The following is a 17,051-nucleotide window of genomic DNA, read 5'->3' on the forward strand; positions in this document are numbered from 1 at the left end:
AGGGTAGCGACAGGACCTGCACGTTTCCAGAGTCGCGGGCCCCGGCCTTCGGTCACTGGTTCTGGCCGCCCAGGACGAAGAGGAGGTAGACGAAGAAGGCGAAGAGGTGGCCGACGAACAAGTAGGCGATCAGCCGGATCACCAGACCACGCGGGAACTTGGACTGGATGTTCATGGTGGGGCTCCTGGGCTAGGGCTGCTGGTGGGCGCTTGTGCCGCCGCCGAGGCACAGCCCGGCGAGGCTGCTCTGCAGCAGGGTGTGGACGAACAGCAGGTCGGCTCCGCCCGCGGTGGCCGCGCCGATCCGGTGCGGGGTCAGCGAGTCGAAGTGCGCGCTGTCCCCCGGCTCCAGCAGGTACTCGGTCTCCGCCAGGTGCAGCCGCAGCCGCCCCTTGAGGACGTACAGCCATTCCTCGCCGGGGTGGACACGGACCAGCTCGCCCTGGCTGCGCCCGTGCGGGACGTGCACGCGCAGCGCCTGCATCCCGCGGCCGGGGCCGCCTGCCTGCCAGTACGTCCACCCGTCGGCCTCGCGGGCGCCGGGCCCGCCCGCCCGTACGATGGGATCGGCGACGGCGGGGGTCTCGCCGAGCAGTTCCGAGACCGTCGTACCGTAGGTGCGGGCGAGTCCGAGCAGCAGCGGCAGCGAGGGCTGGCGCCGCCCGGTCTCCAGCCGGGACAGGTGCGCGGGCGAGAGCCGGGCCCGCGCGGCGGCGGCCTCCAGGGTGAGCCCGGCGCGGCGCCGCAGCTCACGCAGCTGCGGAGCCACGGAGGGCAGCTCATCGGCGCCGACGTCGGTGCCGACCGGATCGTCGGGACGCTCGGGGCCTTCGGGGCCGGGGGCAGGACCGGATATCATAGCCCGATTGAGCCAGAATCCTGCCTGTCTGGCAATTTCCCTTGCCTCTGAGGCAAAACGGGGGTTCCCTCAGCTCCCGCCGAGCACCGTCTCCACCGTGTCCGCCTCGTCCGCACGCTTGTCCGGGCGGTGTCGCAGCACCCGCGCGAAGCGCAGGGCGACCCCGGCCGGGTAGCGCGGGGAGCGCTGGAGGCCGTCGTACGCGATCTCCACGACCAGCTCGGGCCGCACCCGGACGGTGAAGCCGTCGTCCTCCACCGCCAGCTCCCGCAGCCGGGCGGTCTGCCAGCGCAGCATCTCGTCGGTGAGCCCCTTGAAGGTCTTGCCGAGCATGGCGTACGTGCCGTCGGCGGCCCGGGCCCCGAGGTGCAGGTTCGACAGCAGCCCGGTGCGCCGGCCGTGCCCCCATTCGACCGCGAGCACCACGAGGTCGAGCGTGTGCACCGGTTTCACCTTGAGCCAGTGTCTGCCGCGCCGCCCGGCCGCGTAGGTGGAGTCGAGGCCCTTGACCATCACCCCCTCGTGGCCGCGGCGCAGGGTCTCGGCCCAGAACTCCTCGGCGGCGGCCGCCTGCTCCTGCGGAGCCTCGACGGCGAGCCGGCGGACCCGGGACTCCTGCGGCACGAGGGCGGCGAGCACCGCGTACCGCTCGCGAACCGGGAGGTCGAGGAGCACCTCGTCCCCCGCCGCCAGCACGTCGAAGAAGTACGGGACGACGGGCAGTGTCCGCCGCGCGGTCTCGACGTCGACCCGCGATCCGACCCGGCTCGCGACCTCCTGGAAGGGCACCGGCCGGCCGTCCGGTGTCTGCCCGATCACCTCGCCGTCGAGGATGAACCGCTCGCCCGGCAGCGCCCGCGCAAGCTGCGCCACCTCCGGCAGCCGGCCGGTGATCTCGTCAAGGGAGCGCGTGTACACCCGTACGTCGTCCCCGTCCCGGTGCACCTGCACCCGGATCCCGTCGAGTTTCTCCTCCACCGCGCAGGGCCCGAGCGCGGCCAGGGCCTCGGCCACCGACTTGGCGGTGTTCGCCAGCATCGGCTGTACGGGCTGCCCGACGCGCAGCGTGACCTCGCGCAGGACCGCCGCGCCGCCGGCCAGCGCCGCCGCAGCCACCCGGGGCAGCGATCCGTCCACCATCACGGCCCGGCGCAGCTCGGCGGCCGGCACCCCCGAGGCCGCGGCGACCCCTTCCAGCGCGACCGCGTCGAGGGCGCCCTGGCGGACCTCGCCGGAGAGCAGGCTGCGCAGGAACCGCTGCTCGGGTCCGGTGGCCGCGCCGAGCAGGGCGTCGAGGATCCGGCGCCGCTCGGCCTGCGAGCCCGCGCCCGCCACTGCGGCGAGCTCCGTCACCGCCGCGTCGACGGCGGTGACGGTCAGGGTGGGTTCGGCGGCGGGCTCGACCTCCCGGCCGAGCGCTCGCCACCCGATGCCGGGCCGGCCCTGCGGGAGCCGCCCGGCGAGGTACGAGATGACCAGGCCGGCCTCCTCGGGGGGCGCCGCGGCGAACAGCTCCGCGAGCAGGGCGGTCTTCCGGGACCGGGCGGAGGTCTCGGCGACCTCCCGGGACACGCGCGCGACCTCGGCGAGCAGCATGCCGTCATCCTCCCGCCGCTCGGCGTGCGGCGCAGGTCGGGTCCGGGTACCGCGGGTGCGGTATGCCGGGCCGCCCGTGTACTCCTCGAGGAGGTGGGCGGTTCCGCCTGGGGGCGCTCAGGGCCGGGCGGCCCGGCGTCTAGGGTTCCCGTATGAAGCTCCGATTGCCGAAGCTCCGGCCGCCACGGCGCCGCCGAAGCCGCCTGTTCGCGGGCGCCGCCGCGCTCGCCGTCGTCGCGGGGGCCGGTACGTGGACCGCCGCCGCGTCCGGCGGGGCGACTCCCGTGCACCGCCAGGACCGGACGGTGGAGATGCCCGGCGCCGGGATCGACACCTCGTACTTCACGGCGGGCGGCGGCGGCAAGCGGCCCGCCGTGCTCCTCGGGCACGGTTTCGGCGGCAGCAAGGACGACGTCCGCGCGCAGGCCGAGCAGCTGGCCCGGGCCGGGTACGCCGTCCTGACCTGGTCGGCGCGCGGCTTCGGCCGCTCCGGCGGGCAGATCGGGCTGAACGACCCGGAGCACGAGGTCAAGGACGTGTCGCGGCTCGTCGACTGGCTCGCGCAGCAGCCCGAGGTGCGGCTCGACGGCGACGGCGACCCGCGCGTCGGCGTCGCCGGGGCCTCGTACGGCGGGGCGGTCTCGCTGCTCGCCGCCGGATACGACCGGCGGATCGACGCGATCGCCCCGCAGATCACGTACTGGAACCTCGCGGACTCCCTCTTCCCTCAGGGCGTGTTCAAGAAGCTGTGGGCGGGGCTGTTCTTCACCACCGGTTCCGCCGACGGGATGCAGCCCGGGGCCCTGCCGGCGGGCAACCCCGCAGCGGAGGGTGCCCCCGCCTCCGGCACCGCGGACACGGCTACGGCCACGGCCTGCGGGCGGTTCCAGCCGGAGCTGTGCGCCATGTACGAGCGGGTCGCGGTGGCCGGGAAACCCGACGCCGAGGCCCGCGCCCTGCTGGAGCGGCGCAGCCCGTCGGCGGTCGGCGACCGGATCAAGGTGCCGACCCTGATCGTGCAGGGCCAGGAGGACTCCCTCTTCCCGCTGGACCAGGCCGACGCCATGGCGAAGGCGATCGCGGCGAACGGTGCGCCCGTGTCCGTGGACTGGGCGGCCGGCGGACACGACGGCGGCATGCGCGAGTCGGGCCGGGTCGAGGCCCGGGTGGCCGCCTGGTTCGACCGCTACCTGAAGGACGGCCGGGGCGCGGACACCGGCCCGGCCTTCCGCGTCTCGCGCTCCGGCGGTATCGACTCCACCGACGGGGCGGTCCGGTTGCGCGGCGCGAGCGGCGAGCGCTACCCGGGGCTGACGTCCGGTCCCCGGGAGTTCGCCCTGAGTGGCCGGGAGCAGAGCTTCGGCAATCCGGCGGGCGGCGCTCCGCCCGCGCTGTCGTCCCTGCCGGGGATCGGCGGGCAGCTCGCCGCGTTCGGGGCCGGGCTCTCGCTGGACTTCCCCGGGCAGAACGCCCGGTTCGAGTCGCAGCCGCTGGCCGGGGAGGTACGGATCACCGGGACGCCGACCGTCACCCTGAACGTGAGGTCGACGGCGGCGGACGGTTCTGCCGTCCTGTTCGGCAAGCTGTACGACGTCGGGCCCGACGGGCGCCAGGCGGTGCTGCCGAGCCAGCTGGTCGCCCCGGTGCGCGTGGAGAACGCGCAGCAGGGGGCGACAGTGCAGCTGCGGCTCCCGGCCGTCGACCACGCCGTGGAGGCCGGGCACCGGCTGCGGCTGGTCGTCGCCGCCACCGACCTCGGCTACGCGTCCCCGGCCGCGCCGGCCACCTACACGGTCGCGGCGCAGGGCGCCCTGGCCGTTCCGGTGGCCGACGGGGTACGGACCGCCTCGGCGGGGCTGCCCGCGTGGACCTGGGGGCTGCCGCTGGGTGCTGCGCTGCTGGCCGCGGCGCTGCTGGGGATCCGGAGGACCGGCCGGGAGGGTGCGGGGGCGCGGGCCGGGGTACCGCAGCCCGACCCCGCGCTGGCCGGCGTACCGCTTGAAATCACCGGTCTGACGAAGCGGTACGCAAGGGCACAGGACCGGTATGCGGTGCGAGACCTGTCGTTCCGGGTGGAGAAGGGGCAGGTCCTGGGCCTGCTCGGGCCCAACGGCGCCGGAAAGACCACCACCCTGCGGATGCTGATGGGGCTGATCTCGCCGGACGCCGGGGAGATCCGGGTGTTCGGGCACGCGGTACGGGCCGGTGCTCCGGTGCTGTCGCGCGTCGGGGCGTTCGTCGAGGGGGCCGGTTTCCTGCCGCACCTGTCGGGGCGGGCCAACCTGGAGCTGTACTGGCAGGCCACCGGCCGCCCGGCCGAGGACGCGCACATGGCGCAGGCCCTGGAGATCGCCGGCCTGGGCGATGCGCTGGAGCGCGCGGTGCGCACGTACTCGCAGGGCATGCGACAGCGGCTCGCGATCGCGCAGGCCATGCTCGGGATGCCGGACCTGCTGATCCTCGACGAGCCGACGAACGGTCTGGACCCGCCGCAGATCCGGGAGATGCGGGACGTGATGATCCGGTACGCGGCGGGCGGGCGGACGGTCATCGTCTCGAGTCATCTGCTGTCGGAGGTCGAGCAGTCGTGCACCCACCTGGTGGTCATGGACCGCGGACGGCTCGTGCAGGCCGGCGAGGTCGCGGAGATCACGGGCGGCGGGGACGTGCTGCTGGTGACGCTGGCGGAGCCGGTGGACGAAGGGGTCGTGGGCAAGGTGGCCGCTCTGGAGGGAGTGGGTTCCGTGGCGGCGGCCGACGACGGGCTGCTGGTACGGCTGGAGGGAGCGACGGCCGCCGGGCTGATCGCCGAGCTGGTACGGCTGGAGGTGCCGGTGTCCGCAGTGGGGCCGCACCGGCGGCTGGAGGACGCGTTCCTCACCCTGATCGGAGGTGCGGCGTGAGCGCCGTGACGGAGACCGTGACAGAGGTGGCCCCCGGCTACCGGGCGAGCCGTACGCTGCCGCTGCGCGTGGAGGCACTGCGCCAGTGGCGCAGGCGGCGGACGCTGGTGATGGCCGGGGTGCTGGCCGCGCTCCCCTTCGTCATGATCGTCGCGTTCGCGGTGGGCGGCGGACGGGACGGCGGCCGCGGGGGCGGGGACGGGCGGATCACGCTCATCGACACGGCGACGGCCTCGGGCGCGAACTTCGCGGCCACCTGTCTGTTCGTTTCGGCCGGCTTCCTGTTGGTGGTACCGGTGGCGCTGTTCTGCGGGGACACGGTGGCGTCGGAGGCGAGCTGGTCCTCGCTGCGCTACCTGCTGGCCTCGCCGGTGCCGAGGGCCCGGCTGCTGTGGAGCAAGCTGGTGGTGGCGCTGGGCTTCAGCCTGGCGGCGATGGTGCTGCTGCCGCTGGTGGCACTGGCGGCGGGCACGGCCGCGTACGGGTGGGGACCGCTGAAGCTGCCCACGGGCGGCTCGTTGCCGGCCGCGGACACCGTGCCGCGCCTCGCCCTGGTCGTGGCGTTCGTCTTCGTGTCGCAGCTGGTCACGGCCGGGCTGGCGTTCTGGCTGTCGACCCGGACGGACGCGCCGCTGGGTGCGGTGGGCGGGGCGGTCGGTCTGACGATCGTCGGCAATGTGCTGGACGCGGTGACGGCGCTCGGCTCCTGGCGGGAGTTCCTGCCGGCGCACTGGCAGTTCGCGTGGGCGGACGCGCTGCAGCCGCAGCTGGAGTGGGGCGGGATGGTCAAGGGGACGGCGGTGTCGGTGGCGTACGCGCTGGTGCTGTTCGCGCTCGCGTTCCGTGGGTTCGCCCGCAAGGACATCGTGTCCTGACCGCCGCACGCGCCGGGCGGGCCGTCGGCTTTCGGCGGGGCCCGCCCGGGGTGTGGGCCGTCCGTGCCAATGGGGTGTGCGCCCGCGTGTGCCTGCCGTCCGGGCGCCCGCGGCGCGCTGAACAATCGCGGTCGTCACGACGTACGACGCGTCTGCGCGGCACCGAGGGGTACCACCCATGCACACGACAGGACTTCCGGCCCGCAGGGCCCTGCTGACCGGAGGCCTCGCGGCCGCCGTCGTCGCGCTCTCGGGGTGCTCGTCCCCGAGGCCGCCTCGGGTGACGACCGCGGCCCCGCCGCCGCGTCCGGCCACCCCCCAGGCCGCGTTCGCGCGCCTTATGGAGGGCAACCAGCGCTGGGTGAGCGGAAACCTCGAACATCCCGACCGCGATCCCGAGCGGCGCGAGCTGGTCGCCGAGGCGCAGGACCCCTTCGGAGTGGTCCTGTCGTGCATCGACTCCCGGGTGGCACCCGAGCTGATCTTCGACACCGGGCTCGGCGACCTGTACGTCCTGCGCACGGGCGGACAGGCGGTCGGCCCGGTCGTGACCGGTTCCGTCGAGTACGGGCCCATGACGGGCGGCACCCCGCTGGTCGTCGTGCTCGGACACCAGCGCTGCGGCGCGATCGAGGCCGCGTACAAGGCACTGAAGGGCGGCACGCCGCTGCCCGGCAATCTGCAGGCCATCGCCAAGGCCATGGTGCCGGCGTACGAGCTGACGGCCGAGAACCCCGGCGCCGACCCCGTGGACACCATGACCCGCCACCAGGTCAAGGTGACCGCGGACGATCTGCGGGCCAACGCCGACCTGGGGCCCCTCGTGCAGAAGGGCGCCCTGGCCGTCGTCGGCGCCTACTACTCGCTGGACACCGGCAAGGTGGAGGTCCTGACGGGTGCGCCCGCCTGAGCCGCCCCGCCGGAGCACTGCGCCGCGGCTCAGGCCGCCGCGATCGCGTCGATCTCCGCCAGCAGTTCCGGCTCGAGCGGGCGGTCGGCGACGGCCGCGTTGGCCCGTACCTGCTCGGGGGAGGTGGCGCCCGCGATGACGGAGGAGCAGCCCGGCTGGGCGGAGAGCCATCCGATGGCCAGCTCGAGGACGCTGCGGCCGTGCTTGTCGGCGACGGCGGCCAGCGCCTCGACCGTGTCGAGCCGCTCCTCGGTGAGGTACGCGTCGCGCCCCTCCAGGCGGGAGCCGGCCGGGACCGGGGCACCCCGGCGGATCTTGCCGGTCAGCAGGCCGTTGGCGAGCGGGAAGTACGGGAGCACGCCGAGGCCGTAGTGCACGGCGGCCGGGACCAGCTCCGCCTCCGCGTCCCGCCGGAGCAGCGACCATTCGTTCTGCGCCGACACGAAGGGGGACGCGCCCGTTTCGCGGGCGACGTGGGCGGCTTCGGCGAGCTGCCAGCCGCTGAAGTTGGAGTGGCCGATGTAGCGGACCTTGCCCTCGGTGACCAGTTCGGTGAGCGCCGCCAGGGTTTCGGCGACGGGGGTCGCCGGGTCGGGGCTGTGCAGCTGGTAGAGGTCGATGTGGTCGGTGTCCAGGCGGCGCAGGGACTCCTCGACGGCCCGCCGGATGTACGCGCGGCCGCCGCGGGACCCTGCGGCGGGCCCGTACTCCATGTCCATGCCCGCATAGCCGAACTTGGTGGCGAGGACGACCTGGTCACGGCGGCCCTTGATGGCCTGTCCGAGGTGGCGCTCGGAGCCGCCGCGGCCGCCGTAGATGTCGGCGGTGTCGAGGAGGGTGATCCCCGCGTCGAGGGCTGCGTCGACGACGGCGCGGGTCGCCTGGGCGTCGAGGCGGCCTCCGAAGTTGTTGCAGCCGAGTCCGACGGCGGATACCTGCAGACCTGAACTGCCCAGCGGGATGTAGCGCATGCGTTTCGTTCCTCCGCACTCGTCCGGCACATGATCGACCAATTGATCAGTCTAGGCAGGCCGGTTCGACGGAAGCTGCTCTTCCCCTTCTCAGGCCGTCCGGCCGGCCCCGGCGGACGGCTCCGCCGTCGTGATGCGCGGCGGCTTGTGGCCCGCCCGTACGAAGGCCTCCGTCACGGCCTCGGCCACCAGCGGCTCGGCGTCCGCGTCGATCAGGGCCAGGGCCGAACCGCCGAACCCGCCGCCGGTCATCCGGGCCCCGTACGCGCCCGCCGCGTTGGCGGTGGCGACCGCCAGGTCGAGTTCGGTGCAGGACACCTCGTAGTCGTTCCGCAGCGAGGCATGGCCCTCGGTCAGCAGCGGGCCCGCCTCCCGCAGCCGTCCGGCGCGCAGCAGTTCCTCCACCCGTACGACCCGTTCGTTCTCGGTGACGACGTGCCGGACCCGTTGGCGCCGGACCGGGTCGTCGAGGCGCGCCAGGGCCTGGTCGAGCTCCTCGTACGGGAGGTCGCGCAGGGCGGGCACCCCGAGATCGGCGGCCGCCCCGTGGCAGGAGGCGAGGCGTTCGGCGTAGGCCCCGTCGGCCAGGTCGTGCTTGACCCGGGTGTCGATGACCAGGAGGCGCAGGCCCGCCGCCGCGCAGTCGAAGGGGATGTGCCGCTGTTCGAGGGTGCGGGTGTCCAGGTGCAGGGCGTGGCCTTCGGTGGCGCAGGCCGAGGCCGTCTGGTCCATCGCCCCGCAGGGCACGCCGACGTACGCGTTCTCGGCGCGGCGGGCGAGCGCGGCCAGTTCGGTCCGGGTGAGCGGGATCCCGTACAGGTCGGTGAGCGCCAGGGCGGTGGCCACCTCCAGGGCGGCGGAGGAGGACAGTCCGGCGCCGGTGGGCACGTCGGAGCGGATGTGCAGATCGGCGCCGCCGAGCGGAAGGCCGGCGTCCAGCAGGGCCCACAGCACGCCGGCCGGGTACGCGGCCCATCCTGCAGCGCCGGCGGGCGGGCGGGCCGGGTCGAGGTCGGCGGGGCGGACGGTGACCACGCCGGAGGGGACGTCGGCGGAGTGGAGCCGGAGGATCCCGTCGGCGCGCCGGGCGGCGGCGACCTCCGTGCGCTGCGGGAGCGCGAAGGGCAGGGCGAATCCGTCGTTGTAGTCGGTGTGTTCGCCGATCAGGTTGACCCGGCCCGGAGCCGCCCAGACTCCCTCGGGCTCGGACCCGTACAGCCGGCGGAACCCGTCCGCTGCCTGGTTCACAGGCTCGCCACCTCCCGCAGCCGCGCGGCCGCGTCCTCGGGGCGGACGTCGTTCATGTAGGCCTCCATACCGGATTCGGTTCCTGCCAGGTACTTCAGCTTGTCAGCGGTGCGGCGGACCGTGAAGAGCTCCAGGTGGAGCGCGAAGTCGGCCCGGCCCTCGCCGGAGACCGGCGCCTGGTGCCAGGCGGAGATGTACGGGGTGGGCCCCGGTGCCCCGAACAGCCGGTCGAAGCGTCGCAGCAGCTCCAGGTAGAGGCGGGGGAACTCGGCGCGGGCCGCGGCGTCCAGGGTGGTCAGGTCGGCGGTGCGGCGGTGCGGATAGAGGTGGACCTCGTAGGGCCAGCGCGCGGCGTAGGGCACGAAGGCGGTCCAGTGCTCCCCTTCGAGGACGACCCGGGTGCCCTCGGCGCGTTCGGAGGCGAGCACCTCCTCGAAGAGGTTGCCGCCGGTGCGGGCGATGTGGGCGGCGACCGTGGCGAGCATGCGGGTGGTGCGCGGGGTGATGAAGGGGAAGGCGTAGATCTGGCCGTGCGGGTGCGCGAGGGTCACGCCGATCTCGGTGCCGCGGTTCTCGAAGCAGTAGACCTGCCGGACCCCGTGGTGGGCGGAGAGTTCGGCGGTGCGGTCCGTCCAGGCGGCCAGGACGAGCGCGGCGCGTTCCTCGTCGAGCTCGGCGAAGGAGGTCAGGTGGTCGGGGGTGAAGCAGATGACCTCGCAGCGGCCGGTGTCGCCGGCGAGGGAGGGGAAGCGGTTCTCGAAGACGACCACGTCGTAGTCGGGGGCCGGGATCTCGCTCGCGCGCCCCTCGGTGGAGGGGCACAGCGGGCAGGCGTCGGCGGGCGGGTGGTAGGTGCGCCCCTGGCGGTGGGAGGCGATGACGACGGCGTCGCCCAGCAGCGGGTCGCGGCGCACCTCGGAGGAGGTGGCGGACGCGTCGAGGGGGCGGGTGTCGGGGACGGCGCGGGCTGCGCCGTCGTCGGCGTCGTAGTACAGGATCTCGCGGCCGTCGGCCAGGCGGGTGCTCGTTCGCTTCACGGGGAGAGCTTCTCTCAAGGGATGGTCACCGGAGTGCGCTGGGGTGCCCGCGGTTCGCGGGGCTCGCCGGGGTCAGGCGGGGTTCATTCGAGCGTGACGACGGTGGGGCGGCCCAGGTCGGGGCGGTCGCGCAGCGGCAGGTCGGCGCCGGGACGCTCCAGCTCGAGGACGACGATCTCGTTCCGGCCGGTCCGCCACAGCGGGGCGGGCGCGTAGAGGGTGCGCTGCGGGCCGCGCGGGGTGTCGTAGTGGCCGAGGAGGAAGCCGTTCAGCCAGAGGAGGCCGGTGCCCCAGCCGGAGACGTCGACGAATCCGTCGGCGGGGGCGTCCGGGAGGGCGTGGGTGAAGCGGTGGAAGGCCGGGCGGCCTGCGCCGGGTGCGCCGGGTGCGCCGGGTGTGTGGCGTGACCAGCGCAGGCCGGTCGGGTCGGTCAGCGGGAGCGGCCGGATCTCCCACTCGAACAGCAGCTGGTGGCCGTGGCGGACGCCGCGCCAGATGCCCTTGCGGTCGTCGAGGAGCGGGCCGTAGTTGACCCGGCCCTGGGCGCGGACGAGGACGTCGAGGACGACCCCCGCCTCGCCGACGGACAGGTCGAGGCCCTCGTCGGGCCGGTTGCGGTCGAGGATGCCGAGGGGCTCCCCGTCGGCGAACACGTACGCGCGGTCGCCGAGGCCGTCGATCCGGACGGGCATGGCGGGGCGCGGGCCGGTGACGGTGGTGCGGTAGTGGATCATGCCGTGGGCCTGGCCGAGCTTCTCCATGGACTCGGGCGCGGCTCGCAGGACGGGCTCCCCGCCGAGCAGGTCGAGGTGGGCCAGGAGCGGTGCGGTGCCGGCCGGGACGGCGAGGGCGGGGGTGATACGGGGCGGCGGCTGCGGCAGCGGCCCGTCGGGCAGCGGTACGTACTTGCCGATGACCTCGCGGAACGCGTGGAACTTGGGGGTGAGTTCGCCGGCCTCGCCGATGGGGGCGTCGTAGTCGTAGCTGGTGACGGTGGGCTGGTAGCCGGGGTCGCCGGGGCGGGACCCGGTGTGGTTGGCGCCCGCCCAGAAGCCGAAGTTGGTGCCGCCGTGGGCCATGTAGAGGTTGACGGAGGCGCCGGTGGCGAGGAGTTCGTCGAGGGACTGCGCCGCGTCCTCGACGGCTCGGACGTGGTGGCCCTCGCCCCAGTGATCGAACCAGCCGATCCAGAACTCCATGGCGGTGAGCGGGCCGGTCCTCTGGTAGCGGCGCAGCTGGGCGAGGCGTTCTGCGGGCCGGGCGCCGAAGGTGGCGGTGGCGAGCCGGCCGGGGACCGTGCCGCCCTGGAGCATGGCGTCCTCGGGCCCGTCGGCAGTGAACAGGAGGCAGTCGACGCCGCGTTCGACCAGGGCCTGCTCGACATGGGCGCGGTAGCGGGTGTCGTTGCCGTACGAGCCGTACTCGTTCTCGATCTGTACGGCGACGACCGGACCGCCGCGGCTCGCGAGCAGGGGCAGCAGCTCGGGGACGACGAGGTCGAACCAGCCGTCGGCCTCGGCCTCGAAGCGCGGGTCGGAGCAGCGCAGGCGGAGGCCGTCGACGGCGAGGAGCCGGGCGGGCAGGCCGCCGAAGTCCCATTCGGCGCAGATGTACGGGCCGGGGCGGACGACGGCGTCGAGGCCGAGGTCCTGGGCGGTGCGCAGGAAGCGGCCGAGGTCGCGCGGGCCGGTGAAGTCGGCCTTGCCGGGGGCGGTCTCGTGGAAGTTCCAGGGGACGTACGTGTCCACGGTGTTGGCACCCAGGGCGCGCAGCCGCCGCAGCCGGTCCTCCCACAGGCCGGGATGGACCCGGAAGTAGTGCAGGGCTCCCGAGACGATGCGGTGGGGGCGGCCTGCGCGCCGGAATCCGTCCTGGTCGTACGTGAGCATGCGCTGACTCCCGGGAGAGGTCGTGATGCCGTGAGGTGCCGGACGCCGCCGAATATATGAACGCACCCTCCGCGCCGTCAATGACCGGTTGATCGGAAACGATCGAATCGATCGGTTCGGTTCTCTATGATGACCAGGACACGGCGCGCGGACAGGTGATGCCGTCGAAAGACCGCAGGGGGTACGGAAACCTTGAGACCACATGTGGACCAGCGCCAGGCGCAGGTGCTCGCGCTCGTGCGGGCACGGGGCAGCGTGCGCGTGGCGGACCTGGCGCAGGAGCTGGGCGTCTCGCCGGTCACCCTGCGGCGCGACATCGAGGCGATGGCGGCCCGGGGCGAGATCCACCGGATGCACGGGGTGATCAGCCGGGTGGAGACCGGGCGGCCGGGCGCTCCGGCAGCCCGGGCGTCGGCGCCACCGGCGTCGGCGGACGCCGCCTCGGCGGGCGCCGAGGGGCTGGTGATCGGGATGGTGGTGCCGACCACGGAGTACTACTACGCGGAGGTCGTACGCGGAGCCCGCGAGGTGGTCGAGGCGCGCGGCGCGCGGCTGACCGTGGGCCTGACCCGGTACCTGCCGGGCGAGGACCGCACGCAGGCCGACCGTCTGCTGTCCACCGGGGCGGACGGGCTGCTGCTCACCCCGAACTGGGACGCCGGTTCGCCCGGCCCCGGGGAGGGCGCGTGGACGGCGGAGTTGCCGGTTCCGACGGTGCTGGTGGAGCGGTGGGCCCCGCCGGGGCATCCGGCCGCGGCCCTGGACCGGGTGGCCTCCGACCATGCGCACGGCGCTGCGGCGGCCGTGCAGCACCTGGTGGAACGGGGCCACCGGCGGATCGCGCTGGCCAGCCGTGCGACGCCGACGACGCCGCGGCTGCGGGCCGGGTACGAGGCGGCGGTGGCCGCCCTCGGACTGGAGCCCGCGCCGCCGTGGCCGCAGGCCGGACCGGGGCCGCTCTCGGACGCCGACCTGTTCGCGCGGATGCTGGACTACCTGTGCGAGGCGGTGACGGCGGGCGGGGTGACCGCTGCCCTGATCCACAGCGACACCGACGCGATCATGCTGATCCCGAGACTGCAGGCGCGCGGCGTACGGGTGCCGGAGGACCTCGCGGTGATCACGTACGACGACGAGGTGGCGGGGCTGGCCGACGTACCGCTCTCGGCGGTGGCGCCGGCCAAGCACGAGGTGGGGGCGCGGGCGGCGGGGCTGCTGCTGGACCGCGTGACGGCGGCCGGCGAGGGACGGGGCGGGGGGCAGGAGGCGGGATCGCGGCAGCATCTGGAGCTGCTCCCCCGCCTGACGATCCGCTCGTAAGGAACAGGAAAGGACCCCCGGACCGATCATTTCGATCGAGTTGCGCATTCGCTCTTGACGGTGTGCGTGTTCGCACAAAAGATGGGTCGCGTTCTCCCCTCCGCCGCCGTCTGCGGTCGTCCGTAGGAGTCACTCCATGTCGCGCAGCTTCCGTTCCTTCCGCATGCCCCGGTTCGTCCTGACCGCCTCGGCCGTCTCGTTCGTCCTGCTCGCCGCCGCGTGCGGAGGGGAGACGGAGCCGGGCGCGGCCGGGGCGGCCGGCGGCTCGCCGGAGCAGCCGGTCACCGTCACGTACTGGTCCTCGTCCGCGGGTGCGCAGCAGACCGCGGACGCCTTCAACAAGACGCACCCGAACATCCGGGTGCAGTTCTCGGCGGTGCCGGGCGGGCCGGACGGGGCGGCCAAGCTGGCCAACGCGGTCAAGGGCGGCAACGCGCCGGACGTCGCGACGATGGACTACTCGGCGCTCCCGGAGTTCGCGAGCGGCGGCAACCTGGAGGATCTGAGCGGGACCTCCGGGAAGCTGGTCTCCGAGAAGTTCCCCGAGGCGGTCCAGTCCCTGGTGAAGCTGGGCGGCAGGACGTGGGCGGTGCCGTTCGACGTCACCCCGCTCGAGCTCTTCTACCGGAAGGACATCTTCGAGGAGCACGGAGTGGCCGTGCCGAAGACGTGGGACGAGTACAAGGCGGCCGCGGAGAAGATTCACCAGGGGGACCCGTCGGTGAGGATCACGAACTTCGGCGGCGGTGACCCGGCGGTGCTGGCGGGCCTGTCCTGGCAGGCGGGCGCGCGGTGGTACGGGACCGAGGGCGACAAGTGGAAGGTCGCGATCGACGACCCCGCGTCGAAGAAGGTGGCGGAGTACTGGAACGGGCTGATGGCCTCGGGGGTGGCGTCGAAGACCCCGCTGTGGGGCGAGGGTGAGGCGAAGGAACGTTCGTCCGGGCAGGTCGCGACCGTCATCGGTGCCGCCTGGACCGCGGGCACCTTCCTCGCGAACTACCCGGACCTCAAGGGGAAGTGGGGGATCGCCCCGCTCCCGACCTGGGACGGCAAGCCCGCCACCGGCATGTACGGCGGCACCTCGTACATCGTGCCGAAGGGCAGCAAGCACACCAAGGCTGCGGCGGAGTTCATCAAGTGGGTCACCACCGACCCGGAGGCGATCAAGGCCCGGCTCAGCTCGCTGAAATCGCCGAGCAGCGCCCTGCCGGCCAATGCCGAGATGCGGGCCGAGGCGGCGAAGCTGTTCGACACGACGTACTTCGAGGGGCAGGACCCGTACGGCCTGGCCGGCGCCGCAGCGGCGACCATCGTGCCGGGCTGGACATGGGGTCCCGTCCACCTCCAGGTCACCTCGGCGCAGAACGCGGCCGGGCCGGACCTGGTCAAGGCCCTCGGCGAGGGGCAGTCGGCCGCCGAGAAGGCCATCAAGGACCGCGGCCTGGGCCTGGCCGGCTGATGCGCAGCCCCCAGCCGCACGCCTCCCACCACCCCGGCCCCGCCTCCGCGGCCACCCGCCCGGCAGCCGGACGCCGCTCGGCGCAGTCGGCCCGAACCGTTCCCACCGCCGCAGGCCGCCGGATGTCCTCGCCGGAGTACTCCCGATCCGGCGCGGCCGGGTGGTTCATGGCCCCCTTCTTCCTCCTCTTCGCGCTCGTGACCCTCGCCCCCATCGGGTACGCCGCCTGGCTCAGCCTCTTCCGCGCGGAGCAGTCCGGCCTCGGATTCGGCGGCGCCCGACAGGTCTTCAGCGGAATCGGGAACTACACCAAGGCTCTGTCCGATCCCCTGTTCCTGGCCTCGTTCCGCCACGTCGCCGTCTACTGCCTGCTCTACATCCCGGTCATGGCCAGCGGCGCCCTGGTCCTCGCCCTGCTCCTGGACTCCGCCCTCGCCCGCGCCCGGCGGTTCTTCCAGATCGCCTTCTACCTGCCCCACGCCGTCCCCGGCCTGATCGCCGCGATGATCTGGCTCTACCTCTACACGCCCGGCCTCAGCCCCGTCCTCGACGTCCTCGACTCGGCCGGGATCTCCTGGAACTTCTTCGGCCGCGACGAGGCCCTGCTCTCCGTGGTCAACGTCTCGGCCTGGCAGTGGATGGGCTACAACATGATCATCTTCTACGCCGGGCTCCAGGCTGTCCCCCGCGAGACCCTCGAGGCCGCCACCATGGACGGCGCCGGGGCCGTCCGCACCGCCTTCCACGTCAAGGTGCCGAGCATCCGGCCCACCATCATCCTGACCGTCCTGTTCACCTGCGTCGGCGCCGTCCAGCTCTTCGACGCCCCGCAGCTGCTCCAGCTCCGGGCCACCGAGATGGGCGAGTCCTGGTCCCCGACCATGTACATCTTCAGCGCCGCGTTCAAGGGCCACGACTACGGGCTGGCGGCCGCGAGCGCGCTGCTCCTCGCCCTGGTCGCCGGCGCCGCCTCCTACGTCGTCACGAAGCTCGGCAACCGCTGGAGGTCCGTATGACCGCCTCGCCCGCCCGGGCCGAGGCCGCGCCCCCGGCCCGCGGCCCTGCCCCCGGTCAGGGCCCCGGCCAGGCCCCGGGACCCGCCTCGGGACCCGCCCCGGCCCGCCTCGCGCCGAGGAGCGCCCTGCTTTCCCGTACCGCCGTCAACGCGGCCCTCTTCCTCGTCGCCGCCTACACCCTGATGCCCCTCGCCTGGCTGGTCCTGGCCGCCACCAAGAACCGCCGCGACCTCTTCGCCACCGCCCCCTACGCCCTGGGCGACTTCGGCCTCCTCGCCAACCTCGGCGAGGTCTTCACGTACGACGACGGCATCTTCGGCCGCTGGCTCGCAAACAGCCTGCTGTACACCGTCGTCGGCTCCACCCTCTCGGCCCTCATCAGCGTGGCCTGCGGCTACGCCTTCCACGCCTACGAGTTCCGCCACAAGGACAAGCTCTTCGGCGTCGTCCTCGCCGGCATCCTCGTCCCCGCCACCGTGCTCCAGCTGCCGCTGTACCTGATGGCCTCGGCCGTCGGCGCCGTGAACACGTACTGGGCCTACCTGGTGCCCGCCCTGGTCAATCCCTTCGGGGTCTACCTGGCCCGCGTGTTCGCCGAGGGCTACGTCCCCGACGAGGTGCTGGCCGCCGCCCGCGTCGACGGCGCGGGTGAACTGCGGCTGTTCGCTCACGTGTCGTTCCCGATGCTGTGGCCGGGGTTTGTGACCATCTTCCTGTTCACCTTCACGGCCATCTGGAACAACTTCTACGGCGCCCTGACCATGCTGAACGACGAGCGGCTCTACCCCGTCAGTCTGGGCCTGTTCATGTGGAACCGCAGCGTCTACCAGCAGCCCGAGCTCTATCCCCTGGTGATCACCGGTTCACTCGTCGCCGTCGTCCCGCTCGTGCTGGCCTTCCTCGGCCTGCAGCGGTTCTGGCGCTCGGGTCTCACCGCAGGAGCCGTCAAGTGACCCACCGTCTCC

At 73.6% G+C, this 17,051-nt stretch carries 14 protein-coding genes; 7 read left to right on the forward strand and 7 right to left on the reverse strand.

The genetic code is table 11. From position 1 onward, the window contains the following. Nucleotides 1–52: 52 nt before the first annotated feature. The 3 genes from IF09_RS40310 to IF09_RS0116720 form a co-directional block, all read right to left on the reverse strand. On the reverse strand, nucleotides 53–175 hold the full coding sequence (locus IF09_RS40310; RefSeq protein WP_037635127.1) for a DUF6126 family protein: 123 nt from the start codon (nucleotides 173–175) through the stop codon (nucleotides 53–55). Nucleotides 176–190: 15 nt separating this feature from the next. Further along, nucleotides 191–859, reverse strand: a complete 669-nt coding sequence (locus IF09_RS0116715; protein ID WP_418953054.1) for a helix-turn-helix domain-containing protein — start codon at nucleotides 857–859, stop codon at nucleotides 191–193. A 69-nt stretch (nucleotides 860–928) separates the two neighbouring features. After that, a complete protein-coding gene (locus IF09_RS0116720) occupies nucleotides 929–2,455 on the reverse strand; it encodes an ATP-dependent DNA ligase (protein WP_030296448.1) in 1,527 nt (508 codons plus the stop codon). 152 nt (nucleotides 2,456–2,607) lie between these two features. Here IF09_RS0116720 and IF09_RS0116725 point away from each other — a divergent pair, with 152 nt between their 5' ends. From IF09_RS0116725 to IF09_RS40315, 3 genes are all read left to right on the forward strand, one after another. Beyond that, nucleotides 2,608–5,358 (forward strand): alpha/beta fold hydrolase, encoded by a 2,751-nt coding sequence (locus tag IF09_RS0116725; protein WP_030296450.1) that lies wholly within the window; start codon nucleotides 2,608–2,610, stop codon nucleotides 5,356–5,358. Beyond that, complete coding sequence (locus IF09_RS0116730; RefSeq protein WP_030296452.1) at nucleotides 5,355–6,233, forward strand: ABC transporter permease; 879 nt, start codon at nucleotides 5,355–5,357, stop codon at nucleotides 6,231–6,233. Before IF09_RS0116725 ends, IF09_RS0116730 begins: the two co-directional genes overlap by 4 nt. A 178-nt stretch (nucleotides 6,234–6,411) precedes the next feature. Next, nucleotides 6,412–7,143, forward strand: coding sequence for a carbonic anhydrase (locus IF09_RS40315; protein WP_030296455.1), 732 nt, complete (start codon nucleotides 6,412–6,414; stop codon nucleotides 7,141–7,143). Nucleotides 7,144–7,172: 29 nt separating this feature from the next. Here IF09_RS40315 and IF09_RS0116740 read toward each other — a convergent pair whose 3' ends face one another. From IF09_RS0116740 to IF09_RS0116755, 4 genes are all read right to left on the reverse strand, one after another. Beyond that, nucleotides 7,173–8,114 (reverse strand): aldo/keto reductase, encoded by a 942-nt coding sequence (locus IF09_RS0116740; protein WP_030296457.1) that lies wholly within the window; start codon nucleotides 8,112–8,114, stop codon nucleotides 7,173–7,175. A 90-nt stretch (nucleotides 8,115–8,204) separates the two neighbouring features. Then, complete coding sequence (gene galK, locus IF09_RS0116745; RefSeq protein WP_030296458.1) at nucleotides 8,205–9,362, reverse strand: galactokinase; 1,158 nt, start codon at nucleotides 9,360–9,362, stop codon at nucleotides 8,205–8,207. After that, nucleotides 9,359–10,399 carry a galactose-1-phosphate uridylyltransferase gene (gene galT, locus IF09_RS0116750; protein WP_030296460.1) on the reverse strand — a complete coding sequence of 347 codons (1,041 nt, stop codon included), beginning with the start codon at nucleotides 10,397–10,399 and terminating at the stop codon, nucleotides 9,359–9,361. Before galT ends, galK begins: the two co-directional genes overlap by 4 nt. Before the next feature lie 83 nt (nucleotides 10,400–10,482). Then, the gene (locus IF09_RS0116755; protein ID WP_030296462.1) at nucleotides 10,483–12,288 is read right to left on the reverse strand and encodes a glycoside hydrolase family 35 protein; all 1,806 of its coding nucleotides are present in this window, start codon (nucleotides 12,286–12,288) and stop codon (nucleotides 10,483–10,485) included. Between the two features lie 192 nt (nucleotides 12,289–12,480). Between IF09_RS0116755 and IF09_RS0116760 the strand changes: the two genes are divergently transcribed. From IF09_RS0116760 to IF09_RS0116775, 4 genes are all read left to right on the forward strand, one after another. Next, entirely contained in the window at nucleotides 12,481–13,608 is a 1,128-nt protein-coding gene (locus IF09_RS0116760) for a substrate-binding domain-containing protein (RefSeq protein WP_030296464.1), read from the forward strand. A gap of 136 nt (nucleotides 13,609–13,744) precedes the next feature. Then, nucleotides 13,745–15,070, forward strand: coding sequence for an ABC transporter substrate-binding protein (locus IF09_RS0116765; RefSeq protein WP_106975071.1), 1,326 nt, complete (start codon nucleotides 13,745–13,747; stop codon nucleotides 15,068–15,070). Between the two features lie 167 nt (nucleotides 15,071–15,237). Then, nucleotides 15,238–16,086 (forward strand): carbohydrate ABC transporter permease, encoded by an 849-nt coding sequence (locus IF09_RS0116770; RefSeq protein WP_030296468.1) that lies wholly within the window; start codon nucleotides 15,238–15,240, stop codon nucleotides 16,084–16,086. Next, complete coding sequence (locus tag IF09_RS0116775) at nucleotides 16,083–17,039, forward strand: carbohydrate ABC transporter permease (RefSeq protein WP_078613297.1); 957 nt, start codon at nucleotides 16,083–16,085, stop codon at nucleotides 17,037–17,039. The genes IF09_RS0116770 and IF09_RS0116775 overlap by 4 nt, the downstream gene beginning before the upstream one ends. The last annotated feature ends 12 nt before the right edge of the window (nucleotides 17,040–17,051 follow it).

The organism is Streptomyces katrae (genome assembly GCF_000717655.1).
GTDB lineage: Bacteria > Actinomycetota > Actinomycetes > Streptomycetales > Streptomycetaceae > Streptomyces > Streptomyces katrae_B.